Consider the following 26,408-nt stretch of genomic DNA (forward strand, 5'->3'; position numbering starts at 1 on the left):
TTCATTTTTGCTTTCTTTCTATCCTTGTCACGCAAGCATTTAGCCTGTTCCCTCTTGGCGTTTTAATTTTTCTTTTCTCCGTCGTAGCAAGTTCACAACAGTTACGACGGAGTTTTGCTTTCTTTGTTTCTTCGGTTTAGATTTAGTTCTTTTAAACTTCCTTAGTCTTTAAGTTCCTAACCTTTATCTAATGATTTGTCAAGATATTTCTGAAAATATTTTAGTTGAAAAATTCAGAATTAAAATGGCTATTCTTGCGCCCCAGCTTTTTGCAGACTTCGCACTATATTTTTATAACCATTAAATTCTGCAATCATCAAAGCAGTATAACCACCCCGGTTTTTCAAATTCACATCTGCCCCGGCTTGGAGTAATAACTGTACAATTTCGCCATAACCTGCTGAGGCAGCCCACATCAATGATGTTGCCCTGGCTGAGTCTTGAAAATTCACATCTGCCCCTTTTGCCAAGAGTAAATGGACGATCTCTGTGTGCTTGCCTTCGGTTGCTTTAATCAAAGCAGTTTTGCCATCATCCCCCGGATTGTTGGCATCAGCACCATAGTCTAGCAACACTTTCACTGTTTGAGTGTGTCCTTGTGATGCAGCCAATGTCAAAGGTACTTCACCAAGGTTTTTGCCATTAATATCTCCCCCAGAACGCAATAGTGCCTCGACAATTTTGTTATGTCCCTGCAACGCTGCTACTAGGAGTGATGTATCACCCAGGCGATTCCTAATTTGGACATCTGCACCTCTATTAAGTAATACTTGTACGACATCAACGTAGCCCTCTACAACGGCAAGATGTAGGGCAGTTTCACCATCTTGGTCTTGAAGATTAATTTCAGCACCTCGATCCAGTAAAGCTGCTGCGATCGCACTATGTCCACTTGCTGCTGCTGCCGATAATGCAGTTCCACCGTCAGCGTTTTTCATATTCACATCAGCCCCTGCTGCTAGCAGTGCTTCCACAACCTCCAGATGCCCCAAGTCTACCGCTAATGTTAAGAGTGTCTCACCTTCTCGATCTGGGATATTGACATCAACACCAGTTTGCAGAATCGCTTCTAAAACTTCGATGTTTCCCTGCTTAATGGCAAGTTTCAACGCAGTATCATCATCTTTATCGGCGATACTCACCTTCGCACCAGCAGCCAATAAGACTCGCGCTACATCGATATGACCTTTGACGACTGCGGCCATTAAAGCTGTGCTGCCATCTTCATTGGTGGCATTGACATCAGCACCTTTGGATAATAGAAGCTGCACAATGTCAAGTTGTTTGGCACTAGCGGCCAACATCAAAGCCGTCAAACCATATAGTTTTCTGGGTAAGTTGATATTTGCCCCAGCATCCAGCAGCGATCGCACAATTTCGGTGTAGCCTAAATTGGCAGCAAACATTAACGCCGTCGTGCCAAGGCGATCGCCCGCGTCCACCCTCGCACCAGTAGCTAGTAACGCACACAGCCCCTTGATATCACCACTTTTAGCAGCTTTTAGCAGCAAAGTATCGTTGTTTTCAGTCATGAATGAGATCCCACACAGGGGTTTTATTCGTCTACCCTCAAAACTCAGTCTGAGATTGTTTATACACTTTGGCAAGAGGGTTATGCAATTAAAAATTAAAAATTAAAAATTAAAAATTAAGAAATCCAGTCTTGGCAAGCATTCTATCTATTGACTGGATGCAAATTTAAGCTAAAGGAGGCTTCACTCTTGTCTTCTCTCCTCATCCCTTAATCTCTTTTAATTTGTGCAACTTTAAGCACAGAGAATAGAGTTATGCTAATTTTTATGAAGATTTAATAATTAGGTGAGAACACTATGAGTCTGGAACTTTCTGCGTCGGTGAAATATTGGCTAAACTTCTTCCATCCGGTGCTAATGTGGGCACTATTAGCACTCTCAATTTATGCTGCCTACTTGGGGCTGCAAGTACAGCGTACCAGAAATGCTCAGGGGGAAGAAAAGAAAGAACTGATTAAAGGTAGATATAACCTCAGACATTACCAAATCGGGTCTATACTCTTAGGTTTGACCGTAGCAGGTGCGATTGGTGGTATGGCTGTCACCTATATGAATAATCAAAAGTTATTTGTAGGGCCTCACTTGCTGGCAGGACTGGGCATGGCAGGTCTGATTGCATTTTCTGCTGCTTTGTCGCCTTATATGCAGAAAGGGGCAAATTGGGCGCGTGCAACTCATATTTTGCTAAATTTCACGCTTTTGGGACTTTTTGCTTGGCAAGCTGTTACTGGAGTGCAAATTGTCCAAAGACTTCTTACTAAAGCGTAGTCCTTTGTCATTTGTCCTTTGTCATTAGTGTATGAGCAATGACAAAGGACTGTTAAATCACCGCTTTTGTTTAGAATTAACAGGAAGGGATTTTTCCAAAGATTTCTGAAAATCTTGCTGAACTTTGCGAGTTAAGCGGCGGGAGACTTGGCGGACGATTTGGTTAAGTAAGCGATCGCCTGTAGATTGAATTATAGACTTGGGTAATCGCTGAATAAACCGGGGAAAGTGCAAATCAACGACTAAATCTAATTCCCATTCAACTCTTGTAACCTCGCCGCTACTGCAAGCATTGTTTTCTATTAGCTGTAGAGATGCCCGATAGTCTACGTCATAACCAGGCGGTTGGTAATCAGGAATGGGTATTGTACGGATGCGGTAAATACCCTCGTCTGGAGGCAACAATTCCAAACCAATTTTCGGTTCTACTTCATAACCGAAAGCACCAAAACGACCAATTACTAAAGCATAGCCATTTTCCCCAAGTAATTGCACTTTCATGGGTTCAGCGCAACGAGAAAACCATGAAGCGTGAGCATTAAGATACTCGGCAACCTTCTCTGCTGAGGCAGGCATTTCCATAAAATCTTGATAACGACCGTAAAATTTTGTAATCGTCGCTACATTTACTTCTGTTAATGTGTCCTTAGCTTCTTCTTCGCTGGACGCTACAGGTAAAACTGCTTCTGTTATTTCCCAGGATTTATATTCGCCTTGTCTTGAAAGCATAAATGCATTACTGTATATTTTGGCGTTCTGTCTATATTAATAATTCCCCACGTACCTGGGTCATTTCACACTAATATCCTATGTTGATTAAAACCTCATTAATCTACCATCAACTCCATAGAATTACTAAAATAAAGAACTGAACAAGCACACAATAGTTTCCCAGGATAGCATTTCTCATGAAAGCATTTGTAGCAGGGGCAACAGGTGAAACAGGTCGCCGGATTGTGCAAGAGTTGATAGCGCGGAATATTCCCGTCCGCGCTTTGGTGCGGGATATAGACAAAGCTAGGGGTATTCTGTCTCCTGAAGCCGAGTTAGTTGTAGGCGATGTATTACAACCAGAAAGTTTAAATGCTGCGTTGGGAGATAGCACAATTTTATTGGTTGCGACTGGTGCAAAACCTAGTTTTGACCCCACTGGCCCCTATAAAGTAGATTTTGAAGGGACTAAAAATTTAGTAGATGCTGCTAAAGCAAAGGGAATTGAGCATCTTGTCTTTGTTTCTTCTTTGTGTACTTCGCAGTTATTCCATCCACTGAACTTGTTTTGGCTGATTTTGGTATGGAAAAAGCAAGCTGAAGAGTATATCCAAAAAAGTGGTCTTACTTATACGATTGTGCGACCTGGTGGGTTGAAGAATGAAGATAACCTTGACGCGATCGTGATGCAGAGTGCTGATACAGTGTTTGACGGTAGTATCCCTAGGCAAAAAGTTGCCCAAGTTGCTGTTGAGGCGCTGTTTGAAGCAGATGCACGCAATAAAATTGTCGAAATTGTTGCCAAGCCGGAAGCAGCCTCAAAAAGCTTTAAGGAGCTATTTCAACAGTGCTGATGCTGATATCCTAGAGGATTCTATCTCCCAAAGCGATCGCTGATCTTTAAACGAGAGAGCGATCGCAATACAGTTCGGTTAAGATTTTTCGATGAAAATTCTAGATCGCAAAGACGCGATAAATCGCCGTAAAAACGAAATATTAATTATTGTAGAGACGGCGATTCATCGCGTCTCTTGCCTTAACCGAACAGTATTGAGAGCGATCGCACATTCACCACCAAATCAGTTTTATTCGGGGAAATACTCACTATTGAAAATGTCTTCAGAAGTAAAAGGGCATTGTTCTGGAAAAATCTCAGGCGTTAAACCCGCTTTTTGAATTGCTTGCCTTCTGGCTTTAATATAAACGGCATCTAAACAGTTAAGAGAATAATTATAAAGTGTTTTGGAACGAAAAGAAAATTCTAGCTCATCACGGAAATTAGTTATTTCTATTTGCCAGCCTCGTTGACAATTTTCTTTTTCAGTTTCCCAATAACGATAAAGTAAAAGATGAATTAATAATTGTTTTAAGTAACTTTCTACTTTTCGTCTTTGTTCAATTCCCAAAGCTTCAATTTCTTCTATTAGATGTTGCCAATCCAGATTTTGAATATCTTTATTTTCTAATTGTTTAAGTGTCGTTTCTACCCATAAATAATAATCTTCTTCGTAAAGGGTAGGTTCAACAGATTTTAATATTTCTGTTGTCATAGCTAATCGCTGAGAAAATTAACTATCTAATTATAACATAGGTAGGCGTAGCTCTTTATCCTTCATCAACAAAAAGCGATCGCCTTCAGTTTCAGGATATATCTATTTTGCAAATTCAAGTTTTTCTTCATTTATCTGTATTATCATTGCATCTCCTGCTCCACACTCATAGGCGTAAGTTGATACATAGCAGTCCTAAATCATTTGTGAAAACTATATATCTCTTTCTTTCCTTTGCGTCCTTGGCGGTTCGTTTTCTTATCTATATTTTTCACAAATCTAATAGGACTGCTATAGTTCTGCTTTACAACAATAAGAGTGTTCCAAAAAATAAATGATCAAAAACCCGTCATTGCGAGCGTTCGCAATGACGATTGGGCATTTTTTTACTTGGAGTACTCTAACGGATACCATATAACTAACAATCAGGTGTGAACTTTGTCAGAATAAGTTCGTCGATGATTTTTGTTAGCAAAGAGAGCGAATTTGAAGGAGTCGGACTCTGAAAGGCTTTGAATTCAAAGGTGTTGAAAAACTTATTGGCCCAATAGCCGCGCTTCTCGGCTTTGTGTATTTGTTGCAATGGTATATTGGAGACTTGCGATCGCCTTCCGATCCCATCTTTGCAGATAAACAGCCGCCTTTGGTGATGAAACAGGGCGACCCCTATATCCGTGCTTTAATGCGAACCATCTCCGCAAGTGAAGCCAGTGGGAACCGACCCTATTCGCTATTGTATGGTGGACAGCAAGTCAACGATCTGAGCCGACATCCTGAGATATGCGTCACAATTGTCACAGGCCCCAACACAGGTAATTGTTCTACGGCTGCTGGTAGATATCAAATTATCAACATTACTTGGTATCGTTTAGCCCCGCGTTATCACCCAAAACCAATGCAGATGATGTTTTGGACTGCTTATAGTTTTGAAGCAGAATATCAAGATATAGTAGTTTACCGTTGGTTAACTGATTCTAAAGTTTGGGGAACCGATCTTTCCCAACTGTTGCGTCAGGGAAAGTTAAATGATGTTTTGCGGCGACTCTCTCCCACCTGGACAAGTCTAGGATATGGTATAGAAACTAATTCTATTAGTAGCTCTTTAACTAAGATTTATCAGAAAATGTTGCAAGAAGAATTAACCGCAGCGAATCAACGAACAGCCCCGAATCTGAAACCATCCCCAACTCCTCCCAGCAAGCCAGTAAAAAAACAGTGAGATTATCCTAATTTTTAACTTGCTGAATATAAAAAATCTTTTATATTTTCTACAAAGGCTAAAGTATTTTCAAAGTGAATATTATGTCCAGCATTACTAATTATTTTTAACTGTGCAAATTCACATAATTCAGCTATTTGTTTATTAATAGATATAAATTTTTCATCATATTCACCCGCAAGTAATAGGATAGATATTTTATTACCTTGTAGCTTATCCCACAAAGAAGGTTGACATCCATTCCCCATGAAACGCAATGATTTATCTAATTGTTGTGGATTATTCTGCAACCTACTTTCTATCATTCGGTTATATTCTGGATGATTTTTTATATAACCAAAAATTGGTTGATTATACCAATTTGCCAGAAAAGCAGCAAAATCTGTTTTAATAATACTTCTGCTTAATTTTTTAGCTATTTGAGTATCACGTCTAACTCGTTCTAATCGTTCTGCTTCTGTTGCTAAACCTGGGGAAGCTGATTCTAATACAACTTTAATAAAATGTTCTGGGAAATGTAGAGTTAGGTATAAAGCTAATCTTCCGCCCATTGAATAACCAATTAAGTAGCATTTATCTATTTTTAATTCATCTAATAAATTGATTATTGCTTGAGCAGTAGGTTCCATTCTATAATATTCATCACCTCCTAAAACTTCAGTTTTACCATGTCCTGGCAAGTCAAGAGTGAGATAAGAAAAATCTTCAGCTAGTAATTTTATGGCTTCATCAAATTCATGAATATTTCCCATGAAGCCGTGTAAAAAAATAATTATAGGCTTGTTACCATTTATATTTAAACAATAGTTAATTTTATATTGTTTTAAAGTCATTTTTATGGTACGTCTATAAAATAAAAGCTGATATATTTTTTATGAGTAAGTAGGCGCAAATAAATTAAAGTTCGTAGTCGGGACTTTAGTTCTGATAATCCTTATTTTGAGCGATGAATCGCTCACTACGAACTAGGATATTATTTTATGTTTAATTATGCCTACCTACTTAGAGTAAAGCAGAATATTCGGTAATTTTGAGAATAAAAAACAAAGTTAATTTGTCTCGTCAGTTTTAGCACCGTTAGCATAATAAGGAATAATTGCATCATTTTTAGGGAAATTTTTATAAATAAAGTATATAAGAAAGGGAATAGAGATAGCGAGCAAAAAAACTCGTTGACCTAACAGAGGTTGTATTGAAGTTTGATAATCTTTTACCGAAACAAATGCACTTCTTTCGATTGCTGATGTGTTGAAATAATCTATGACATTTAAAATTGTAGAAATAGTGTTATGGAAAAAATGAAAAAGCATTGATGTTATTAAACATCGGGTTTTAAAATATAAAGTTGATAATATAATACCCATGATAAATAAAGAAATAATATCAAATCGAAAATGTAAAATTGCGAATAGTAAAGACGAAGTTAAAATTCCTGATCTTACTCCCCATTTAACTGCCCATTTTTGCAAAATTATTCCTCGGAAAAAGAACTCTTCTATCATGGGAGCTAAGAGCATAACTGAAAAACTCCACACGATCATTTCGGAAATATTAGTAAAAGGTTTGTCATTAAGATAGCTTTCTACATATTTGGGAAAAACAAATGACAAATTATATAATAATAAGGTGTTGCAGCCCCGTGTAAAAGCAAATTTTATAGCAAAAAAAATTGCCAGTAATTTGAAATTAATATAGTTTCTATAACCGATAATTTTATTAAATTTTAGTCCTGCTTGTTGGGATTTTTTTAATAAAAAAAATCCCCAACAAGTCGAAACAAGTATATTTAATAAATTAATAATAGTAGACTTTTGTGTTGGATCAAAAAAGTTTAAATTATTGAATGAATAAAATAGTCCTAATATAGACCAAAATAAAACAGGTAGGGCAATGAGCCAAGATAGGAATAACTCTGGAATATTAATTTTATCCCAGGGTTCATCTGCCAATATTTCATCTTGTAAAGAGGCTATATTTTCCTTGGAAGGAATAAGTAATAAGATTGATAAACCGAGCAAACTTAATAACCCTAGCCATCCCCATTGATACGAATACCCTTTACTTTTACTGTAGAGATAACATCCTTTAATAAAAAATCTATACCCTACTAAGAAAAATCCTACGATTAAAATAGCTATCAATATACTCAAATTAGGAAAGAAAGTATTTAAATATCCCTTAAATAATCCCAGAATAATTAATGGAAAAAATTTTAAAGCAAGTCCCAGTAAAATTTGATTGATAGCTTTTTCTTTCTTTTTAATTTCCATACATTATGAAGTTTAATAACCATGCGTAGCTTGCTGCTGTAACATCGCCTTTTTCAATGCCAAAACCTCCCCGCCTTAATACACTTTCGTCGGTATATTTACCTCTCTGCAATTGATTTGGAACTGCCCAGGCTATTCGCTACGACTGCGAGACAGTTGTGTTAATTTTGGCATAAAGAACCCTCCACCTGAGTCAATACACCAAATCTTGCATCTTTACAAAATTCTAATTATTAAGGTAAAAATCGATCTAAAGCCGCTTTTAACTGTTTAATTTCCACGTCAATATTACCTTCTTGTGCGGCTCGACCAATACATTCGGTTAAATGTTCATCCAAAACAATTCGTGCTACCCTATCCAATGCGCCCCGCACTGCGGCAATTTGCAGGAGAACATCAGGACAAGGGCTACTTTGCTGCACCATTGCCTTGATCCCACGAACATGTCCTTCTATACGCGATAATCGGTTGACAATTCGTCGTAAAGACTCTTCGCTATGGATGTGAGCATGAGTCGAATTTCCAGTTTCATGAGTACGATTTGTATCTGTATCATGCTTGTGGAAATCTTCTGTTTGGTGGGATGTTGGCAAGGATTCCTTGCCTAACGGGTTTGATCCATTCATGGGTTATCAAAGGACTTGTAGTAGTAAGATCCTAGCCTAGTACACAACCAACCCAAAATTTCTAGGTGATGCTTCACTAATAACACTTAATAGTGGTCTGTCAAACCCATTTTGACGGTTGGAGAGACGCGATAAATCGCCGTCTCTACAGAAAATTTATTCGTCAATTATTTCTTGACAGACTACTAGCTATCAGATTGTTAGCGTTGTTGACTGCAATTCTCTACGAGACGCTGCACGAAGGACATACTTAGCGATCGCTGTAAATATTGCAAAGAGGTAGAGGAAAGTATTCCTCCTACCTCTGTTGTTAAACACATTTGTTTACTTAATTATTGATCTGGAAAAGTCTGTACCTTCCCGTCAGGACTGAGAACAACTCGAATTCTGACATTTTGTCCGCGTGTATTGGCGGAAACAAAAGGTTTACCAAGTTGAGGCATCCCAGCGTTATCAACGAATTCTCTTGCTGCTTTATTGAGAGGAAGAATTCGTTCAACTGTGCCGTCAACACTGACAAGCAAACTATACTCTAATGTTTGTGCTAGTCCGGCGGGTGGTTGCCAACGCTTACTTAGGTATTCTCTTGCTTCTGCTACTTGAGGTGTGTCAAATAATGTACCAGTTGCCACTTCTCTGGATTTAGGGGTTCTACGTCCGTCTCCTAATTGATCGATGAATGGATTATTATCAGCAGTTCTAGATGAAGAAAGTTGTGAAGCAGGTTTTTCTCCAGCTTGTAAGGAATTAATTCTTTCGTCTAGCTGTTGTGAAGTTAGTGGAGAGGTTTGGATAGGGTCATTATTAGGTATTGTGCTAAGAGATGGGGGAGTGACTGGTGAGATATTAGTTGGTAAACTGCCTGTGTTAGAAGATAGTCGGGGTGGCAAATTCCGCCGATGAGGAAGAGTACCAGCTTGGGGACTTAACCCTGTAGAGTTCTGTCCCACATTTGGTAACATGGCAATTTCTTGGCTGGGGATTTTACTCGATAGTGCGTTCGCGGAGCCTCTGGTAGAGAAGCTCGCCGTTGGCATTGCTTTATTGCTGGGAAGGGTTGCAGTCGTACCCTGAGATTTTGTCAGTGCATTATTTGGGAACAGAGGTGGCGGTGCAGAGAAACTGGAATTAGGGCGGGGGCTGTTAGAGGGGCTGGGGGTAAAGTGGATGTAGGAAGTGGAGGAGTGGAACCTAGCAAATTATCCGATGGAGTGGTTAGTCCAGGTTCCGGTGTAGGGAAGTTTAGTGAAGTTGAAGGTTCTAAAGCAGTCTTTACTGCTGCTGGATCTGAGGTTTTGACTGCGTGCTGTTCTTTTTCTCTGATGCTGTTAGCATATTGCCAAGTAACTGGTAAGAAACCTACACCTAATACTAATACTGCGGCAACAGGAGCCCAAGCCGGGAACCGTAGAGTCGAACTCGTGCTGTTGAAGTTTGGGAGTGCCATGACATCAGTTGAGTATTCATCTAAAGCACTTGCCAAATCAAATAATTGCAGCAGAGTGAGTTGAATTACAGGGCCAGATGAGTGGTTGGCGAGAGAACCGAGAAATAGATTGTGAGTTAAATAGCTGCCTGGTTCTAAGCGGATATTTCCCCCAGGAATCTGGGTACTAAAAGAATTTAATGTTTTTGTGGAAGACTTTAATTCCGGTTCAACCAGTGCTATATTTGACTCTTCCGTACTGGGGAAGCTGACCCGAAAGCTTTCTGGAGACTGTTGGAGGAATTGCTGTACGTAGTTTGTAACTGCATCACATAAGACTTCGAGTTGCTCGCGATCGCCCCGAATTGGGACTCTGTGTTCTTCTGGTAGTCGGGGATCGTCAAAACGTAGCTCAAAGCTGAGGTGCTTGAGGACAGTTTTCCCCATCCAACGAGACAGAGGCGAGCTTTGCGCGAATACTTCTAGCGTGCAGGTAGGCGGTGTGTAGCGACGAATTACAGAATTTGATAGAGGCATGGCAGGAACTGCGAGGAAGACTATTTATTTGGGATTTTGCAAAAAGTTAAGCCAGTTGCTTGTAAAGAAAAGTTGAAATGGTGGATTCCTCCACTCACAATTCTGGAAGCTTCCTTCCGTTATGTAAAATAGTGTGCCAGGAGGAAGTAGTGCTGATAGTGCATCGCCCAAGGGCTAATAACCATCAAAAGGGTTTCCCGATCTAGCAAACCTTCATAAGCGAATTTTGATTGAGAAATTTCAAATCTAAAATTTTGTCGAACGGTCTATAAGTGCTAGCCAGAGGCGGCGATGCCCACCGGAAGCACTGTAAAAAAGTAAATCTACAAGCAGCTTTAGTGCCAGGTTGGTAAGTAAATCCGTTGAGATTTTCTCGTCCTCTTCCATCCGCTCTTGGTAGGTGTTGCAAAATGCATCAATATAATCTCCAAGTAAGGCAGTCTGGTGAGGTTCCCGGTTATTTTCTGCCATTTGTTCTAACAGTCCGACAGCGCGGCGAATCAATTCTTGGTGCTGTTTGGCTAAGTAGCAGATAATCAAAACAAGCGATCGCGCTTCTTCGACATCTAGCTTTTTTCGCCCTCCTTGACCTTTACGTAGGGGATTTGATTGGCGCAGTCGCCATAAAGCTACGCGGTCTGGCACTCTTGACTCTAAATTCAGATCAGTTGCCGCCGAAAGCATGGCCTCTGAACCAATCCCAGTTAAGGTTTCTAGCGCCAACAGCACCAAGTCTAATTGGGTTTTGATATTGTCCCATTGAACTGTGTTTGGGGCTGGAAGCTTGATTAAATCCTCCCACTGGGAATTTGGAGTGGCTGAGTTGGCGGCCGAGTGCATAACTTTTAGCATAGGTGATCAAGCTGATAGGGGATGTTGCTGTTACCCATTTTGAAACCAGACTCTCAAGCATCAAGCTTGGTTTCCCATAGCTATGAACCAGAGGCTTCAGCTAGATTTTTTCTATGTGGTAAACAGCAGGTATCTTTGTCCTACTCTAGATGAAAATCTCTTTTAGACAAAGTAGAAAAGTATCAATTCTAATTAAGGTTTACCTGACTTTCACTACTAATTCCGTACAAGAGTATAAATAAACTATGTTACGACTTACCCAAATAATAGCCAAAAAGAAAGATTTTCAGGTAGGGGCAATTCATGAATTGCCCCTACAGGTGTACCTGACATAAATGAGAATCGCTATAACTTTATTTGATGTGAGCAACGGTAACACCACTACCGCCATCTGCTTGTTCTGCTGGTTCGTAGTTGTTCACTCTGGAATGCTGTTGCAAAAAAGCGTGAACTCCTTGGCGTAGTTTACCAGTACCGTACCCATGAATAATCCAGATGGGGCCTGTAGCTTCTGAGATGGCTTTATCTAAAATGTATTCGGCATCAGCTACCCGCTTACCGCGCAAATCGATGGTATTCTGGGAAGTCCGAATTTCGGGGACACTTTGTGGTGGTGGAGTTACTGGTGCTGGGGCTGGTTTGGCTTTGATGACTGGTTCGGGTTTTTGACCATCTAATGATTCTACGTCTTCCAATTTTACGGTCATCTTCATTAGCCCAAAGCGAACGCTTAACTCGCCATCTTCATTAGGGGCGGCGATCACATCCGCTATTTGTCCGAGTTTGGGAACGCGGATGCGATCGCCTATTTTGGGCATAAACCCAGGTTTTGGTTTTGCTGGCGCTGCTGGCTGATAAAGCTGGCCAATTTGATTCAAAGCATTGGTGGCTTGCTGGGCTTCTTGGGCTGTGGGTGTACCTTTCTGTAAGCGGCGAATTACTTGCGCAATTTCACCTTTTGCCTGGGCGATCGCTTGTTGGACTGCTATTTCCTGGGAAGCCCGCAAACTGCTTTCCCTCTCTTCCAAGCTTGCGGCTTTTGCAGATACTTCTTTGTATAAACGTTCTGCTTGCTGCAACAAACTTTGGGCTTCGGCTGCTTTGGTTTCCTGGCGGCGGCGTTGGGCTTCTAAGCCGGCAATCACCTGATTAACTTCATCTGTGGCCTCTCCCACCTGAGTTTTTGCCTGTTGGACAACTTCTGGTTTTAATCCTAAGCGCAAGGCAATAGTTAAGGCGTTAGAACGTCCTGGGATGCCCCACAGCAATCGATAAGTTGGCGAGAGAGTACTTTCGTCAAATTCTACGGAGGCATTCTCAAACCGCTCATCTTCGTATTTCAGGGCTTTTAGTTCGCCGAAGTGAGTAGTAGCGATGGTTAGCTGGGCATGGTTGGCGAGATATTGCAACAAGGCGATCGCTAAGGCGCTACCCTCAACTGGATCGGTTCCTGCGCCGACTTCATCGAGTAAGACTAGGGAGTAGGGAGTGGGGAGTGGGGAGTGGTTTAGATTCTCCGCTTCGCCATTTTCTAATGCTTCTAAAATCCGACTAATTCGGCGGATGTGACCGGAGAATGTGGATAAACTTTGCTGTAAGGATTGTTCATCGCCAATATCTGCCAGTACTTTATCAAACCAAGGTATTTCCACTGGTTCGCGGGCGGGGACAAATAAACCCACTTTGGCCATCAATGCTGCTAACCCTAAAGTTTTTAAGGTTACAGTTTTACCGCCAGTATTTGGCCCGGTAATTGTAACTACCCGAATTAGCGGATTTATCAGTAAATCTACAGGAACTACTGATTGCCCTTGTTCGTGCTGTTGCTGCCACACTAACAGAGGATGTCGTAAGTTCCGTAAGGTAATGATTTCTTTGTCTTGACGTTGAATAAATCGCGGAGGATTCGCCCCTAGCCAGTAACTATATCGCGATCTAGCAACCGCTAGATCCAAAGTGGTGGCGATCGCTAATAATCTCTCTAAATCTGGTTTGACTGCGGCTATAAGTTCCGTCAAAATACGGCGAATCGCTTCTTCTTCTGCTTGCTCTCTGCGGATGATTTGCCGCAGTTGGTTGCCTAGAGGCACTACCGAATTCGGTTCTATATATAGGGTCGCACCGCTGGTAGAGGTATCGTGGACAATACCGGGGATGGCATCTTTTTGCGGTGCTTTTACGGGGATGACAAAGCGATCGCTGCGTTGGGTAATTAGCTGTTCTTGAACTGCCCCAGATTTTGCTTGTAAGATATTTTGCAGCTTTTGCGTAATTTGGCTGCGTAATCGCCGCAAGTCTGTGCGAATTTCTCCCAGTTTTTGACTCGCGCGGTCAGTTACCTGGGCCCGTTCATCAATACATCGGTGAATTTCTTGTTCTAGTTCTGGATAAGTCCGCAAATCGGCAACTAACTCAGTCAGGATCGGCAAATCTTCCTGATTGTCAATAACGCGGCGCAAACTTCTAGCACCCGCAAGGGTGGTTGCGATCGCTAACAGTTCATCCCCTGTCAAAACTCCGTTGCGTTCTGCCCGTTCTAGGGAATCGCCAATATCTTGAATTCCCTCAAATGACAGTCCCGTAGTGAGGCGACTTTCCAATTGGTAGACTTCTTTGGTTTGCTCTAACAACTGTTCGCTTTGGGTCTGAGAATCGGGTATTTTCAGATGACGCGCAGCTGTCGCCCCCAGCTTAGTTGCCGCGAAGGTGGCAAGGTGCTGGCAGAGGCGATGCCATTCTAATAATTCTAAGGTTTCAGATTGGATCAAGGTTTCAACATCTAATCTGAAATTATCGTAACAATTATAGTTCCCAGATGGATAAATCTTAAAGGAGAAAATTTTGCTTTAGTCAAATCAGGCAGTTAGTGCGTGGTATTGACACTCTCCTACCTAAAGGCGAGGAGATTCTTAAGACCTCACAATCTTAATATCCTGTTTGCACAGGTTCTCAGACTCAACACGTTTGCACAAAAGTGCGTGCTGATATCTTTTGAGCGTTTAGCTGTTTAACAGCAAGTTCCGGGGAGTCCCCCCGTACTATCTTAAAACCTCTATCTCTAACAGTTTTTGCAGCACCAATATCAGCGTGTTCGTGATATCCGCATTCAGTGCAGATGAATTTTTCACCATCACGGCTAGACTTATCAATATGCCCACAATTTCTGCATTCAAGGCTAGAGTGTTTAGGGTTAATTTTAATCACGACTTTTCCTTGCTTTGCAGCGAGATACTCAATCTTTAAAATTAATTCACCCCACCCTGCATCAGAGATAGCGCGATTTAAACCTTTCTTTCTCGATTGCCCATTTTTCAAAAACCTGCCACTATTCTCATCAACTTTAACTTTGCAACGTCTCAACATACCGGAGATATTTAAATCTTCTAAGGCAATAGCATCAACCTTTCAAGATACTATGAGGTTTGCAACGTCCCACTGGTAAGTGACTCGTTTATCTGTAATCTTTTTGTGAAAACGTCCTAACTTGCTAGCTGCTTTTTTACAATTTTTACTACCCTTAACTTTTCTGCTAACTCGCCTCTGTCTAATTTTCAGAGTACGTTTAGCTTTCTTGTTAGTTGAGAATTTAGGATTATTAATTTGATACCTATCCGACAAGTGAACAAGCTTGGTTATTCCTAAGTCGAAACCAAGGATAGACTTAACTTCATCTATTGGTTTTAATACGTAATCTGGAATACTTTTATCTTCAATCCTAATTGAGACATACCAACCATCTTGACGCTTGCGGATTGTCGCGGACTTGAGAGTAAATCCATCTGGTATTAAGCGAGATTTGAAGAATCGCATCCATCCTAACTTAGGAAGGTAGATTTTACTCCCTTGAACTTTCACGCCCATCTGGTAAGTAAAGGATGTAAAATTGCTCCGGTTTTTAAATTTGGGAAACCCTCTACCATCAAAAAAGTTTTTGTAAGCAGTGTCAAGACGTTTAACGTTTTGTTGTAGCACTGTAGAATCAATTTTACCAAACCACGGTCTAGCTTTCTTTAGCTGAGGTAAAGCCGTTATTTGGATATCTCCAGCACTACGCCGTGGGTTTTTCAGCTTGCCATCTAAATCTTTCTTAGCATCCTTCCAAGGTTCTCCGCTTGCACCATTCTTGCTAACAAAACAAGTCAGTGGACAGGCTTCTGATTTAGTTCTGATATCACAATAGTCTCCCTGAATAAATTGCTGATTATATTGAGCTATTCTGTCAGTCAAACTCCAGTTGTAGGTAGAGCGAAGCATATCTAGCCATCCACCCATTTTGTTTGACTGAGTAACGTTAGGACGCAGCTTGTAGGCGTAATTTGTTAGCAGTTTGTAATCACCTCCTATTGTCGATTGGCTAACTCGATTATACACTACATAATATATACAAAACACAATCAGCAATTACAGAAAGATGGGAATTTTTTCTCCAGATGAATACAGACATGAAGGCAATGCAATATCACTTCTTAACTATCACTTTTTTTTTATACCAAAACGGAGGAAGAAGGTATTGGTAGACGTAATAGCAGAGAGATTGCAGGAAATCATCTGTGAGGTTTGCAATTGAATTTAGATGGAAAATTATTGCAATGGAAATCATGCCTGACCATATTCACTTATTTTTGAATGTGAAACCAACAGACAATCCCTCCCAAATCATGAACAGAATTAAAGGACGGGCTTCTCATCACTTAAGACTCATAGTTTCCAGAATTACTTAAACTTCCAACTCTATGGACACCAAGCTATTTTGTTTCAACTGCTGGTAATATTTCTACAAAAAATGTAATAGATTACATAGCACACCAAAAAGATTAAATCAAAACACCGTAAACGGTGCTATCAGCCTTCATCCCCTTCCTGAAGTACGAAATACGCAACTACGTTGCTGTTTCTCAGGGGTTTTCAGCATTTCCCTTATAATTTAGGACTTACGCAAAAGGACACGCTGTAGGGGCAATTCATGAATTGCCCCTACAGCTTAAGAGATGATGTTACACCACATTTGAATGGGAACCGCTATATTTCTTTCACCAAAACGTAAGGCTGAACGATGAGAGTATTAAATCGCTTACTGCGTTCAAGATTCCATGCTCCCACTTGTACTGTCGTGGGTTTGGTAACTAATTGCTCATCAATCCACTGTTGCACTGATGGAATGTCATCACTGGCGATCGCTACTCCAACATCCAGCAAGTTCAACTCAGGTGCTACTAAAATTACTGCATCTCGTTGTACATGAGGAATTAGCCACTCCCACTCTGCTTGATCTAAAATTTCTGTTAATTCTGCTCTTAAATCCGACATCATTCCTCAATTTCTATTGCCTAACAAACTATTTTACATTAATTACTACTCCCAACTTCCAATCTAACAGTAATCAAGTCATTTCGCTGACTAATAATGTAAATTATATGGCAAGAATGATCTCAATATTTTCGACTATCAATGACAATTTAAATTCAAAATCCACTTTTTAGATTCAGAGAATAAGAAGGTCGGAATTTGAAAATTTTGCTTAAAAAATATAAGAAGACTTAATCAGATAATTTGATTGATTAACAATCTCTAAATGAGTCGTGAAAAATATAGATAAGAAAACGAACCGCCAAGAACGCCAAGGACGCAAAGGGAAGAGAGAAAAAAGAGATATGTAATTTTCACAAATGATTTAGGACTGCTATACCTCTCTACGAAAGGTTGCGCCAACAGCAACGTTCAGTACAAGTGCCCAATTCCAAATTCCAAATATAGACATTAATTGTCTATTCTAGAAATAAGAGCATTTCGTAATTTGCCAGTACCGAATTGATGCTCAGGAATATCTGTATAATTGTATACGCAGTATTGCAGTATAGAAACTACTGGCAATATCTAGTTTTAGGACAATGTAATGCAAACAAATTGGAAAATTGGGTCTTTATTTGGAATTCCCCTATTTTTAGACCCGTTATGGTTTGTAATTTTAGGGTTGGCAACCCTCAACTTTGGGGTAGCTTACCAGGAATGGGGGACTATCATCGCTTGGAGTGCTGGAATAGTTATGGCACTGCTGCTATTTGGTTCGGTATTGTTACATGAATTGGGTCACAGCTTGGTAGCCCGATCGCAAGGCATTAAAGTTAATTCAATTACTCTGTTTCTGTTTGGCGGGATTGCTGCTATTGAAGAAGAATCTAAAACTCCTTTCAAAGCCTTTCAAGTAGCGATCGCTGGCCCTGTGGTGAGTATCGGACTATTTTTCTTGCTCAGTCTGGGAGGTCTTGTCATCCCTGATACTAGCCCCCTCAGTGTTATGGTCGCAGATTTGGCGAGAATTAATTTGGTAGTGGCGCTATTTAACATGATTCCTGGCTTACCTCTAGATGGAGGACAAGTATTAAAAGCAGCCCTCTGGCAAATAACAGGTAATCGTTTTCAAGCCGTACACTGGGCTGCAAGGGCTGGGCAGATTTTGGGCTATGGTGCGATCGCTCTCGGATTTGTTGTAGATTTCTTGACAAGGGAGTTAGCACTTGGTTTGTGGATTGCCCTGTTAGGTTGGTTTGCTGTTCGCAACGCTAGTACTTATGACAACGTGACAACATTGCAAGAAAGCCTACTCAAGGTAGTGGCGGCTGACGCGATGACTCGTGACTTTCGCGTTATCGATGCTGACCAGACATTGCGCTCTTTTGCCGATTTATACTTGTTGGAAACCTCACCCTCACAGGTTTATTTTGCTGCTTCTGATGGACGTTATCGAGGTTTAGTTTCCATTGATGATTTTCGTGTAACCCAAAGAAGTGAATGGGAAACCCAAACCTTACATAGCATTGTGCATCCCCTAACAGAAATACCAACTGTTGCAGAAGCAACAACAATAGCTGAGGTAATTAACAAACTGGAAAATGAGCAGTTACCTCGAATTACCGTACTTTCTCCGGCTGGCGCTGTCGCTGGTGTAATTGATCGGGGTGATATTGTGCGATCGTTGGCACAAAAGTTAAACTTGCCAATAACGGATGCTGAAATCAAGCGGATCAAAGAAGAAGGTAGCTATCCGCCTGGGTTGCAACTGGGAGTAATTGCCAAATCAACTAAAAATTAAGTGTCATACCCTCGTCATAGTTTTGCAATAGATTCGTCAAAAGCTTGTGTGATATTGAACTTGGTATTTGGTTACAAAATGCTTTTTTTGGGTAAAAGGTAGGACTTCCTACCTTTTTTATTTTTTTTAAGTATGGCGTTACCAATCAGCCCATTATAGATATCGGTTCAGATAATTAAAAAATTAAATTAAAACTTCCAGTTTAAAGTGAGTAAAATGTAGAGACATGATATACTACGTCTCTCACTTACCCTGGTTTTATGGCACTGCCAATTGTTGCAATTATCGGACGCCCAAATGTGGGCAAATCCACCCTGGTTAATCGACTCGCCGGGGAACAAACGGCGATTGTCCATGATGAACCGGGAGTGACACGCGATCGCACCTACATGCCAGCTTTCTGGAATGGTCGCGAATTTTTAGTCGTAGATACTGGTGGTTTAGTCTTTAATGATGATACCGAATTTTTACCACTAATTCGCCAACAGGCAATGACAGCCCTAGCAGAAGCCTGTGCCGCGATTTTTGTGGTCGATGGTCAAACAGGCCCCACATCGGCAGACCAAGAAATCGCCGAATGGATGCGCCAACAACGCGTACCTGTGCTACTAACTGTAAATAAATGTGAATCTCCAGACCAAGGCTTAATGCAAGCTGCCGAGTTTTGGGAATTGGGATTAGGCGAACCTTACCCCATCTCCGCGATTCATGGCAGTGGCACAGGAGAGTTACTCGACGAGTTAGTTAGTCACATCCCTGCTGTTGAAGACATCCCCGAAACTAATGAAATTAAAGTAGCAATTGTGGGTCGTCCGAATGTAGGCAAATCGAGCTTACTCAATTCTTTTGTCGGCGAAGAGAGGGCAATTGTCAGCCCAATTTCTGGTACAACCCGCGATGCGATTGATACCGTCATTGAACGAGACGGGCAAACCTACCGCTTAATTGACACCGCCGGGATTCGCAAAAAGAAACATATAGAATACGGTACAGAATTCTTTAGTATTAACCGGGCTTTCAAAGCGATTCGTCGCGCCGACGTGGTTTTATTAGTAATAGATGCTGTAGATGGAGTCACCGAGCAAGACCAAAAATTAGCCGGGCGGATTATCGAAGAAGGTCGAGCTTGCATCATCGTCGTTAATAAGTGGGATGCTGTCGAAAAAGACTCTTACACAATCTACGACTACGAAAAAACTCTGCAATCACGGTTACATTTTACCGAATGGGCAGAAACCATTTTTGTGAGTGCCTTATCAGGACAACGAGTAGAAAAGATTCTCGAATTGGTGAAAACGGCGGCTGAATCACACAAACGCCGTGTCAGCACATCAGTTATTAACGAAGTATTAACAGATGCTGTTAGTTGGCATTCACCGCCAGCATCCCGTGGTGGTCGTCAGGGTAAAATTTATTATGGTACACAAGTAAGTAGCCAACCACCAACGATCGCACTATTCGTCAATGATTCCAAGCGGTTCAACGACAACTACCGTCGCTACATTGAACGCCAATTCCGGCAACAGCTAGGATTTAAAGGCACGCCCATTATTTTACTTTGGCGCAGCAAAAAAGTCCGTGATGCCGAAATTGGTAACGTTAATAGAGCAACTCGCGTCAAAATAAGTTAGGAGACGCGATTCATCGCGTCTGTACAAGAGGCACGATTAATTGCATCTGTATAGGAGTTATGAGTTAAAGTCAAAATTGCTTGCTAACTACAGAACCCTATCGACTAGAGTTTGATAGCGGCACAAGGTGAAAGTCATGAGTTTAAGTCAAAACTCCTAACTCCTTACTCCTTATACCAATTTAATGTGAAGCTGCACTAAATGAGTAAATCTCTATTCTTGGCGCTCTTGGCGTACTTGGCGGTTCGTTTAATATTCTGTGCATCTTCATACAGAATTGGTATTACTCCTTACTCTTAACTCTAAAATGGATTTATTGCGATCGCTGCCACTTGGACTTTATTTAGAACAACCCCAAACTTGGCTGCATAAAATCGATCCGCGAGTCAAGTTTGCCTGGTTGATGAGCTTTTTAACTAGCTATGTTTTAGCTAACAACTTTTGGCGGGTACTGCTAGTTGTGGTATTGATTCTTGCCACCTTGATTGCTAAGATTCCCCGTCGAGTATGGCAACAGCAAATGGGCTGGCTATTAATGCTATCGTTTTTTGTCTTAGCGATCGGAGCAATCAGCCCTGATGGAATGGGTGTAGATTATCAGCCACGTATACCAGCCAATGAACAAATATTAACCAAACAAGCAAACTCCAATAATACTGTTCAAGAGCAAGCAAGCGATCGCAAAAAATATAGTTATGTGCTATTTCACAAAGGCCCAGTCAAAGTAACTCGTCGCTCCTTGGATTTAGCTGTACGCCTGAGTACACTTATATTTACCGTGATTTACAGCACCAACCTGTATCTGCTGACAACCGCACCAGAAGAAATCACATCTGGCATAGAAAGCCTCATGCAACCCCTGCGACGCTTCAAGTTACCTGTCACAGAAATTGCTTTAACTTTAACCTTATCCTTGCGCTTTATTCCCCTGGTTTTAGAAGAAGTGCAAAACTTATTTCGCTCCGTGATGACAAGGGCAATTAACTGGAAAAAGCTGGGATTGAAAGGAGGATTCAAAGTTTGGATGACAGTCGCAGAGAGGCTTTTAGAAAATCTCCTCTTGCGAGCCGATCAAATGGCGAATGCAATGATGGTGCGGGGTTTTACCAGTCCCAACGAGCATCGAGTCCAGTGGCACGACTTACGATTCAAAGGGCGTGACTGGTTAGCTATTTTAAGTTTAATTTTATTCTGGGGAATACGCCTAGCCATAGGAACTTAGGTCTCATTTTGCACCAAGGAAATGGTAAGAGGTAATTATATTTTGTCAGTGGTCAGTAGTCGTAGTTATTTGTACTCACTACTGAAAACTGTTAACTAACTATTGACAACATTTATAAACAGTATGATTAAGGCTTGGTATTGGCGATCGCTACCCTTAGAAAAGCGTACAGGTTCAGAAATCTTTGCTGCTCTTTTTCGCCCCACCGCCGCGCCAGGAATTGCAACCCTACTAGAAAGTCCCTACCCAACGCCAATCGATCATCCCCAACTCAGTCGATATTCTATCTGTGCAGGTACTCCCCGCCTAGTCGATGGCATCCCCCAGATGTGGACACCAGAAGTAGGAGAGGTTTTTCCCTTCTTAGAAATGTTATTACAGCAAGGGCTAGAAAGAGATGAGGAGGACAAGGAGACAAGGAGACAAGGAGACAAGGGAGATAAGCAATGCCCCATGCCCCATACCCCACCCCTGGATCTCCCCTTTACAGGTGGTTGGTTCGGTTGGCTAGGTTATGATGCGGCATGGGAAATTGAACAGTTACCCCATGAAAAAATTGATCCCTTAGCATTTCCTGTAGCTTTTTGGTATGAACCAGATTGTTTTGCCGTTTTAGATCACGCGCAACAACTTCTTTGGCTAGCCGCCAGTGATGCAAGTGGACTTGATGGGTTACAGGAAAAACTAGAAAAAAGACGAAGCGATGAAGGAGATGGGGAGATAGGGAAAATAACCAATGCCCCATCTTCTCCTGTGTTTTTGACATTGCAGGCAGATTATGAAACAGCCGTAAACCAAGTAAAAAAATATATTCAAGCTGGAGACATCTTTCAGGCAAATCTTTCGTTGCGATTTCAAGCCTCAACATCGGCTTCTGGTTGGGAAATTTACCAAGCCTTGCAAAAAATCAATCCTTCGCCTTTTGCCAGCTATTGGCAAACGCCTTGGGGAGAAGTAATCAGTTGTTCGCCAGAACGATTGGTAATGTTGCAAAATCGGCAAGCTGAAACCAGACCGATCGCTGGGACGCGATCGCGTGGTGTCACACTAGAACAAGATATGCAACTGGCACAAGATTTACTCAGCAACACCAAAGAACGCGCAGAGCATATCATGCTAGTGGATTTGGAACGCAATGATTTAGGGCGAGTTTGTGAATGGGGAACGGTTACTGTTGACGAATTGCTGACAATTGAGCGATATAGCCATGTTATGCATCTTGTCAGCAACATCAAAGGCACTTTAAAAAGCCAATATACTGCCATTGATTTGATTCGCGCCACGTTCCCAGGTGGCACAATCACAGGCTGTCCCAAAGTCCGTTGTATGGAAATTATTGAAGAACTAGAACCAGTGCGACGCAGCTTGTTCTACGGTTCCTGTGGCTATTTAGATTGGCGTGGTAACTTAGATTTAAATATCTTCATCCGCACCCTGCTACTAGCTCCCACATCTCAACCAACACAAGAAGAATCCCTTTCTGGTTACTCAGCACTCAACACCGTCTGGGGACAAGTTGGTGCGGGAATTGTCGCAGATAGCGATCCTGAGAAAGAATGGTATGAATCTCTGCACAAAGCCCAAGCACAATTGGCAGCACTGAAAATACATAATCAATAGGGAATGGGGAATGGGGAAGAAGGAAGGGAGCAGGGGGCAGGGGGAGCAGGGGGAGCAGAATTAATAACCAATGCCCAATGCCCAATTTTGTGCCATTTAGCCACAGTTGTGGCAGTATGGAAAGAAGTTGAAAAGTTCACTGTTGCCATTGGGAACTTAAAAGGGTGTTTTCCATTGCTACGTGGAACTTTTAACAAGAGGAGCAGGACTATTTTGCACCTTGTCCCTACAGATTAGTAAATTGAAGTCACCAAAGCAGATGGTGATATTTCTGAACCAGCCTCTACTCTCTCAATCTACGCTTTGCGGCTTCTGTTGTACCATTCCGCTTCACTACCACTAGCTTCATCTGCCAATTAGAAACTAGATCAAGGTCTTCGTAACCGCAGTTTTGCATTTTAAGCAAATATTCTGACGAATGTTGGTATTATCGTCTGAATGTTTGGAATTCACTGCGAAAAGATATATATACTCCACCTTGACTACACCTTGACTCTTAAATGAATCCAGAAAACGCAGAAACTTACATAAACCATCCAACTTGGGGTTTACTCTACAAAATCTGTATGGTTGATGAAACCCAGGATTTGTTCACCACACTTTATGCCCAGCGCCTGTTTTTTTTGGTGGCAAATGATGTTAAAGGTGTTAAATTCCAGCCTATAGGACGGACTGAGGCGAGAATGATGTTGGAAAATCGCTTACGTACTCTGCGGCGCAGTGGACATTCTCAGGAGTACGATCAGCTTCAGAGTGTTTTCCAACGCACCTTCCAATGAGCAGTTCGATTTCTGAACGTATTGTTTCCATTCGCTCTTCCCTACCAACTTCAGTCAAATTGATTGCTGTTAGCAAACAAGTTTCTGCTCAGGCCATTCGGTCTGCATACTCCGCAGGAATTCGTGATTTTGCGGAGAGTCGTATCCAAGAAGCTGCCAGCAAACAAGCCGAGTTGCAAGACTTGCCTGATATTACCTGGCACTTTATTGGACATTTGCAAAGCAATAAGGCCAAAAAAGCCATTGAACAATTCCCCTGGATTCACTCTGTAGACAATTTGAAGTTGGCACAGCGTTTAGATCAATTAGCGCAACAGCTAGGAGTGAGTCCCCAAATTTGCTTGCAAGTGAAAATTCTCCCCGATCCCAACAAGTCTGGTTGGAGTGTGCCGGAACTTTTGGCTGATTTACCCACACTCAATCAATACAAAAGTTTACAAATTCAAGGTTTGATGACAATTCCGCCTTCAGGATTAAATGATTCGGAAATTTTGAATGTATTTAATCTCAATCGGGAGCTAGCAAAGAAAATCCGGGAGCAAAACTGGTCGCACATAAAAATGCAGCACTTGTCTATGGGTATGTCAGGCGACTACGAACTAGCAGTGCAAGCAGGTGCAACGATGGTACGATTAGGAACTATATTGTTTGGCGATCGCTCTTAGTAGATTAACTATGAGCCTTGCAGGTCAGTATTAATAGAAGATCAGGATTTTTTGACAAGAATTTTGTAAGAGACTGTTGCAATCCGAAACAAAGGATATAGTATTGACAAGAGCAATCGCCAAGAGAAAATGGGGTATAAAGAACTTTCCTTCGGATAAACCTTAGGATATAATCTTGACTCATTATTATGTTTAGGCGATGCACAGACCTTTCCAATAAGTGTCAGTTCATCGCCAAAACCCGTAGTATGGGCTACAAATAGCAATACACTTGCTGAAGTATCCACCGATGTAGCGATCGCTCCTACTCAATCAATCCTCAGCCAAGTCAATACAGGCTATTCGCACCAGGAGAGTACATAGACAATGAACAACATCTTTTCCAAACTCAGAGACTTTGTAGGTCTAAATGAGCAAGTGGAATACGAGTATTACGAAGAAGAACCAGAAACAGATAATAATTACCAAAATCTGTATCAGCAAGAAAATCCTCAACCCCCAGCCCCACAAGAGAGCGCAACCGCTCAAAATCGACGCTGGCGGGAACCAGTGCCTACAATGGGAGATGATATCGCAGCAGGTTCAAAGCCAATGGGGAATGTGATTGGTATGCCAGGAGCAATTAACGGAATTTCGGAAGTTTTAGTCCTCGAACCACGCACCTTTGAAGAAATGCCCCAGGCAATTCAAGCGTTGCGAGAACGGAAGTCAGTGGTATTAAATCTGACAATTATGGATCCAGATCAAGCTCAACGAGCAGTAGATTTTGTTGCGGGTGGTACTTACGCACTAGATGGACATCAAGAGCGCATCGGTGAGAGCATCTTCTTGTTTACGCCAAGTTGTGTCCAAGTTAGTACCCAAGGTGGCGTTCTTCATGAAGTACCACAACCGCCAGCACGTCCCTCTCGTCCTACAGGTTCTCCCAATCAAACCTGGGGCAACGAAACTAACCGGATGGCACAATAAAGTTAAATTAATTAAAAGTAAAGAGTCAAGGGTCAAGAGTCTAAATTCAAATTATTGACTCTTGACCCTTAACTCTTGACTATGGAAGGAATGACTATAAAATTTGGGTTAATTGGTGGTGGGGTAATGGGAGAAGCGCTCTTATCCCGCCTTATTGCACATGGAATTTATCAATCATCAGAAGTCATAGTTAGCGAACCGCTACATTCACGCCTAGATTTTTTGAAACAGCAATATGACATTGCTGTGACAACAAATAATAGTGAGGTTTTCACCCAAGCCAAAGAGGTTGTCTTTTTGGCAGTAAAGCCGCAGGTATTTAGCGCGATCGCTCAAGAATTAGCAGATATTGATATTATTAATAGAGAACAATCACCCCTGATAATTTCCATATTGGCGGGTGTGCCCTTAAGTCAGCTAGAAGCTGCATTTGTGCAATTGCCAGTTATTAGAGCAATGCCCAACACCCCAGCCACTGTAGGAGCAGGAATTACCGCCATTTGTGCAGGTGCATATACTAGCCCCAAACATCACCGAATAGCACAGCAAGTTTTCTCTGCTGTAGGCGAAGTTGTGGAAGTATCAGAAGGGCTGATGGATGCAGTCACAGGACTATCTGGTAGCGGCCCCGCTTACGTAGCGCTGCTAGTAGAATCACTTGCTGATGGCGGAGTCTCCGCAGGTTTACCTAGAGCAATTGCCAATCAGTTAGCCTTACAAACCGTCCTGGGAACAGCGAAACTGTTGCATGAAACCAAAATGCACCCAGCAGAACTTAAAGATCGCGTTACCAGTCCCGGTGGTACAACCATTGCGGGAATTGCCAAACTAGAACAGGCAGGATTTCGTTCAGCTTTAATTGAAGCAGTGAAAGCTGCCACAGAGCGATCGCAAGAACTGGGAAAATAAAGTTAGGAGTTAGGAGTTATGAGTTTTAACTC

Annotated in this window: 24 protein-coding genes and 1 pseudogene; 12 read left to right on the top strand and 13 right to left on the bottom strand. The window is 41.6% G+C overall.

Annotation, left to right across the window (positions count from 1 at the left end):
- Nucleotides 1-248: 248 nt before the first annotated feature.
- Nucleotides 249-1,532 carry an ankyrin repeat domain-containing protein gene (locus GTQ43_RS23830; RefSeq protein WP_265275192.1) on the bottom strand — a complete coding sequence of 428 codons (1,284 nt, stop codon included), beginning with the start codon at nt 1,530-1,532 and terminating at the stop codon, nt 249-251.
- A 297-nt stretch (nt 1,533-1,829) separates the two neighbouring features.
- Here GTQ43_RS23830 and GTQ43_RS23835 point away from each other — a divergent pair, with 297 nt between their 5' ends.
- Entirely contained in the window at nt 1,830-2,300 is a 471-nt protein-coding gene (locus tag GTQ43_RS23835) for a DUF4079 domain-containing protein (RefSeq protein ID WP_265275193.1), read from the top strand.
- Between the two features lie 57 nt (nt 2,301-2,357).
- Here GTQ43_RS23835 and GTQ43_RS23840 read toward each other — a convergent pair whose 3' ends face one another.
- Nucleotides 2,358-3,029: a DUF1997 domain-containing protein gene (locus tag GTQ43_RS23840; RefSeq protein WP_265275194.1), complete on the bottom strand. Its 672-nt coding sequence runs from the start codon at nt 3,027-3,029 to the stop codon at nt 2,358-2,360.
- Nucleotides 3,030-3,208: 179 nt separating this feature from the next.
- On the opposite strand from GTQ43_RS23840, the gene GTQ43_RS23845 reads away from it, so the two are divergent.
- On the top strand, nt 3,209-3,865 hold the full coding sequence (locus tag GTQ43_RS23845; protein WP_265275195.1) for an NAD(P)H-binding protein: 657 nt from the start codon (nt 3,209-3,211) through the stop codon (nt 3,863-3,865).
- Nucleotides 3,866-4,096: 231 nt separating this feature from the next.
- On the opposite strand, the gene GTQ43_RS23850 is transcribed toward GTQ43_RS23845, so the two are convergent.
- Complete coding sequence (locus GTQ43_RS23850) at nt 4,097-4,561, bottom strand: DUF29 domain-containing protein (protein ID WP_265275196.1); 465 nt, start codon at nt 4,559-4,561, stop codon at nt 4,097-4,099.
- A gap of 568 nt (nt 4,562-5,129) precedes the next feature.
- On the opposite strand from GTQ43_RS23850, the gene GTQ43_RS23855 reads away from it, so the two are divergent.
- Entirely contained in the window at nt 5,130-5,780 is a 651-nt protein-coding gene (locus GTQ43_RS23855; protein WP_265275197.1) for a glycoside hydrolase family protein, read from the top strand.
- Nucleotides 5,781-5,794: 14 nt separating this feature from the next.
- Here GTQ43_RS23855 and menH read toward each other — a convergent pair whose 3' ends face one another.
- The 9 genes from menH to GTQ43_RS23895 form a co-directional block, all read right to left on the bottom strand.
- On the bottom strand, nt 5,795-6,613 hold the full coding sequence (gene menH / locus GTQ43_RS23860; RefSeq protein WP_265275198.1) for a 2-succinyl-6-hydroxy-2,4-cyclohexadiene-1-carboxylate synthase: 819 nt from the start codon (nt 6,611-6,613) through the stop codon (nt 5,795-5,797).
- A 216-nt stretch (nt 6,614-6,829) separates the two neighbouring features.
- A complete protein-coding gene (locus tag GTQ43_RS23865; protein ID WP_265275199.1) occupies nt 6,830-8,050 on the bottom strand; it encodes a CPBP family intramembrane glutamic endopeptidase in 1,221 nt (406 codons plus the stop codon).
- A gap of 233 nt (nt 8,051-8,283) precedes the next feature.
- A complete protein-coding gene (locus tag GTQ43_RS23870; RefSeq protein WP_265275200.1) occupies nt 8,284-8,676 on the bottom strand; it encodes a metal-sensitive transcriptional regulator in 393 nt (130 codons plus the stop codon).
- A 332-nt stretch (nt 8,677-9,008) separates the two neighbouring features.
- A complete protein-coding gene (locus GTQ43_RS41510) occupies nt 9,009-9,713 on the bottom strand; it encodes a hypothetical protein (protein ID WP_321162512.1) in 705 nt (234 codons plus the stop codon).
- Nucleotides 9,714-9,757: 44 nt separating this feature from the next.
- Entirely contained in the window at nt 9,758-10,639 is an 882-nt protein-coding gene (locus tag GTQ43_RS41515) for a DUF4335 domain-containing protein (RefSeq protein ID WP_321162513.1), read from the bottom strand.
- Between the two features lie 246 nt (nt 10,640-10,885).
- On the bottom strand, nt 10,886-11,491 hold the full coding sequence (locus tag GTQ43_RS23880) for a DUF3038 domain-containing protein (protein WP_265275201.1): 606 nt from the start codon (nt 11,489-11,491) through the stop codon (nt 10,886-10,888).
- 353 nt (nt 11,492-11,844) lie between these two features.
- Nucleotides 11,845-14,259: an endonuclease MutS2 gene (locus GTQ43_RS23885; protein WP_265275203.1), complete on the bottom strand. Its 2,415-nt coding sequence runs from the start codon at nt 14,257-14,259 to the stop codon at nt 11,845-11,847.
- A 187-nt stretch (nt 14,260-14,446) separates the two neighbouring features.
- Nucleotides 14,447-14,854 carry a transposase gene (locus GTQ43_RS23890; RefSeq protein ID WP_265275204.1) on the bottom strand — a complete coding sequence of 136 codons (408 nt, stop codon included), beginning with the start codon at nt 14,852-14,854 and terminating at the stop codon, nt 14,447-14,449.
- Between the two features lie 42 nt (nt 14,855-14,896).
- Nucleotides 14,897-15,862: an RNA-guided endonuclease InsQ/TnpB family protein gene (locus GTQ43_RS23895; protein WP_265273247.1), complete on the bottom strand. Its 966-nt coding sequence runs from the start codon at nt 15,860-15,862 to the stop codon at nt 14,897-14,899.
- Between the two features lie 46 nt (nt 15,863-15,908).
- Between GTQ43_RS23895 and tnpA the strand changes: the two are divergent.
- Nucleotides 15,909-16,309, top strand: a pseudogene (gene tnpA, locus GTQ43_RS23900) (IS200/IS605 family transposase).
- A gap of 201 nt (nt 16,310-16,510) precedes the next feature.
- Here the strand turns inward: tnpA and GTQ43_RS23905 are convergent.
- Nucleotides 16,511-16,798: a DUF2288 domain-containing protein gene (locus tag GTQ43_RS23905; RefSeq protein WP_265276533.1), complete on the bottom strand. Its 288-nt coding sequence runs from the start codon at nt 16,796-16,798 to the stop codon at nt 16,511-16,513.
- Nucleotides 16,799-17,384: 586 nt separating this feature from the next.
- On the opposite strand from GTQ43_RS23905, the gene GTQ43_RS23910 reads away from it, so the two are divergent.
- The 8 genes from GTQ43_RS23910 (at nt 17,385) to proC (ending at nt 26,376) form a co-directional block, all read left to right on the top strand.
- The gene (locus tag GTQ43_RS23910) at nt 17,385-18,581 is read left to right on the top strand and encodes a site-2 protease family protein (protein WP_265275205.1); all 1,197 of its coding nucleotides are present in this window, start codon (nt 17,385-17,387) and stop codon (nt 18,579-18,581) included.
- Nucleotides 18,582-18,841: 260 nt separating this feature from the next.
- Nucleotides 18,842-20,212 (top strand): ribosome biogenesis GTPase Der, encoded by a 1,371-nt coding sequence (gene der, locus GTQ43_RS23915; protein ID WP_265275206.1) that lies wholly within the window; start codon nt 18,842-18,844, stop codon nt 20,210-20,212.
- A 307-nt stretch (nt 20,213-20,519) separates the two neighbouring features.
- Nucleotides 20,520-21,434 carry an energy-coupling factor transporter transmembrane component T family protein gene (locus GTQ43_RS23920; RefSeq protein WP_265276534.1) on the top strand — a complete coding sequence of 305 codons (915 nt, stop codon included), beginning with the start codon at nt 20,520-20,522 and terminating at the stop codon, nt 21,432-21,434.
- Between the two features lie 123 nt (nt 21,435-21,557).
- On the top strand, nt 21,558-23,054 hold the full coding sequence (locus GTQ43_RS23925; protein ID WP_265275207.1) for an anthranilate synthase component I: 1,497 nt from the start codon (nt 21,558-21,560) through the stop codon (nt 23,052-23,054).
- Nucleotides 23,055-23,554: 500 nt separating this feature from the next.
- Nucleotides 23,555-23,833, top strand: a complete 279-nt coding sequence (gene pipX / locus GTQ43_RS23930) for a transcriptional coactivator PipX (protein ID WP_012408389.1) — start codon at nt 23,555-23,557, stop codon at nt 23,831-23,833.
- Nucleotides 23,830-24,498: a YggS family pyridoxal phosphate-dependent enzyme gene (locus GTQ43_RS23935; RefSeq protein ID WP_265275208.1), complete on the top strand. Its 669-nt coding sequence runs from the start codon at nt 23,830-23,832 to the stop codon at nt 24,496-24,498. Before pipX ends, GTQ43_RS23935 begins: the two co-directional genes overlap by 4 nt.
- Nucleotides 24,499-24,864: 366 nt before the next feature.
- On the top strand, nt 24,865-25,467 hold the full coding sequence (locus tag GTQ43_RS23940) for a cell division protein SepF (RefSeq protein WP_012408387.1): 603 nt from the start codon (nt 24,865-24,867) through the stop codon (nt 25,465-25,467).
- Nucleotides 25,468-25,557: 90 nt separating this feature from the next.
- A complete protein-coding gene (gene proC, locus GTQ43_RS23945) occupies nt 25,558-26,376 on the top strand; it encodes a pyrroline-5-carboxylate reductase (protein WP_265275209.1) in 819 nt (272 codons plus the stop codon).
- The last annotated feature ends 32 nt before the right edge of the window (nt 26,377-26,408 follow it).

It is taken from the genome of Nostoc sp. KVJ3 (genome assembly GCF_026127265.1).
GTDB lineage: Bacteria > Cyanobacteriota > Cyanobacteriia > Cyanobacteriales > Nostocaceae > Nostoc.

Excerpts from the sequence above, each read along its gene's own strand:
- GTQ43_RS23830 (WP_265275192.1), bottom strand. The coding sequence starts at position 1,532 with ATGACTGAAAACAACGATACTTTGCTGCTAAAAGCTGCTAAAAGTGGT.
- GTQ43_RS23835 (WP_265275193.1), top strand. The coding sequence starts at position 1,830 with ATGAGTCTGGAACTTTCTGCGTCGGTGAAATATTGGCTAAACTTCTTC.
- GTQ43_RS23840 (WP_265275194.1), bottom strand. The coding sequence starts at position 3,029 with ATGCTTTCAAGACAAGGCGAATATAAATCCTGGGAAATAACAGAAGCA.
- GTQ43_RS23845 (WP_265275195.1), top strand. The coding sequence starts at position 3,209 with ATGAAAGCATTTGTAGCAGGGGCAACAGGTGAAACAGGTCGCCGGATT.
- GTQ43_RS23850 (WP_265275196.1), bottom strand. The coding sequence starts at position 4,561 with ATGACAACAGAAATATTAAAATCTGTTGAACCTACCCTTTACGAAGAA.
- menH (WP_265275198.1), bottom strand. The coding sequence starts at position 6,613 with ATGACTTTAAAACAATATAAAATTAACTATTGTTTAAATATAAATGGT.
- GTQ43_RS23865 (WP_265275199.1), bottom strand. The coding sequence starts at position 8,050 with ATGGAAATTAAAAAGAAAGAAAAAGCTATCAATCAAATTTTACTGGGA.
- GTQ43_RS23870 (WP_265275200.1), bottom strand. The coding sequence starts at position 8,676 with ATGAATGGATCAAACCCGTTAGGCAAGGAATCCTTGCCAACATCCCAC.
- GTQ43_RS41510 (WP_321162512.1), bottom strand. The coding sequence starts at position 9,713 with ATGCCAACGGCGAGCTTCTCTACCAGAGGCTCCGCGAACGCACTATCG.
- GTQ43_RS41515 (WP_321162513.1), bottom strand. The coding sequence starts at position 10,639 with ATGCCTCTATCAAATTCTGTAATTCGTCGCTACACACCGCCTACCTGC.
- GTQ43_RS23880 (WP_265275201.1), bottom strand. The coding sequence starts at position 11,491 with ATGCTAAAAGTTATGCACTCGGCCGCCAACTCAGCCACTCCAAATTCC.
- GTQ43_RS23890 (WP_265275204.1), bottom strand. The coding sequence starts at position 14,854 with ATGTTGAGACGTTGCAAAGTTAAAGTTGATGAGAATAGTGGCAGGTTT.
- GTQ43_RS23905 (WP_265276533.1), bottom strand. The coding sequence starts at position 16,798 with ATGTCGGATTTAAGAGCAGAATTAACAGAAATTTTAGATCAAGCAGAG.
- GTQ43_RS23910 (WP_265275205.1), top strand. The coding sequence starts at position 17,385 with ATGCAAACAAATTGGAAAATTGGGTCTTTATTTGGAATTCCCCTATTT.
- der (WP_265275206.1), top strand. The coding sequence starts at position 18,842 with ATGGCACTGCCAATTGTTGCAATTATCGGACGCCCAAATGTGGGCAAA.
- GTQ43_RS23920 (WP_265276534.1), top strand. The coding sequence starts at position 20,520 with ATGGATTTATTGCGATCGCTGCCACTTGGACTTTATTTAGAACAACCC.
- GTQ43_RS23925 (WP_265275207.1), top strand. The coding sequence starts at position 21,558 with ATGATTAAGGCTTGGTATTGGCGATCGCTACCCTTAGAAAAGCGTACA.
- pipX (WP_012408389.1), top strand. The coding sequence starts at position 23,555 with ATGAATCCAGAAAACGCAGAAACTTACATAAACCATCCAACTTGGGGT.
- GTQ43_RS23935 (WP_265275208.1), top strand. The coding sequence starts at position 23,830 with ATGAGCAGTTCGATTTCTGAACGTATTGTTTCCATTCGCTCTTCCCTA.
- GTQ43_RS23940 (WP_012408387.1), top strand. The coding sequence starts at position 24,865 with ATGAACAACATCTTTTCCAAACTCAGAGACTTTGTAGGTCTAAATGAG.
- proC (WP_265275209.1), top strand. The coding sequence starts at position 25,558 with ATGACTATAAAATTTGGGTTAATTGGTGGTGGGGTAATGGGAGAAGCG.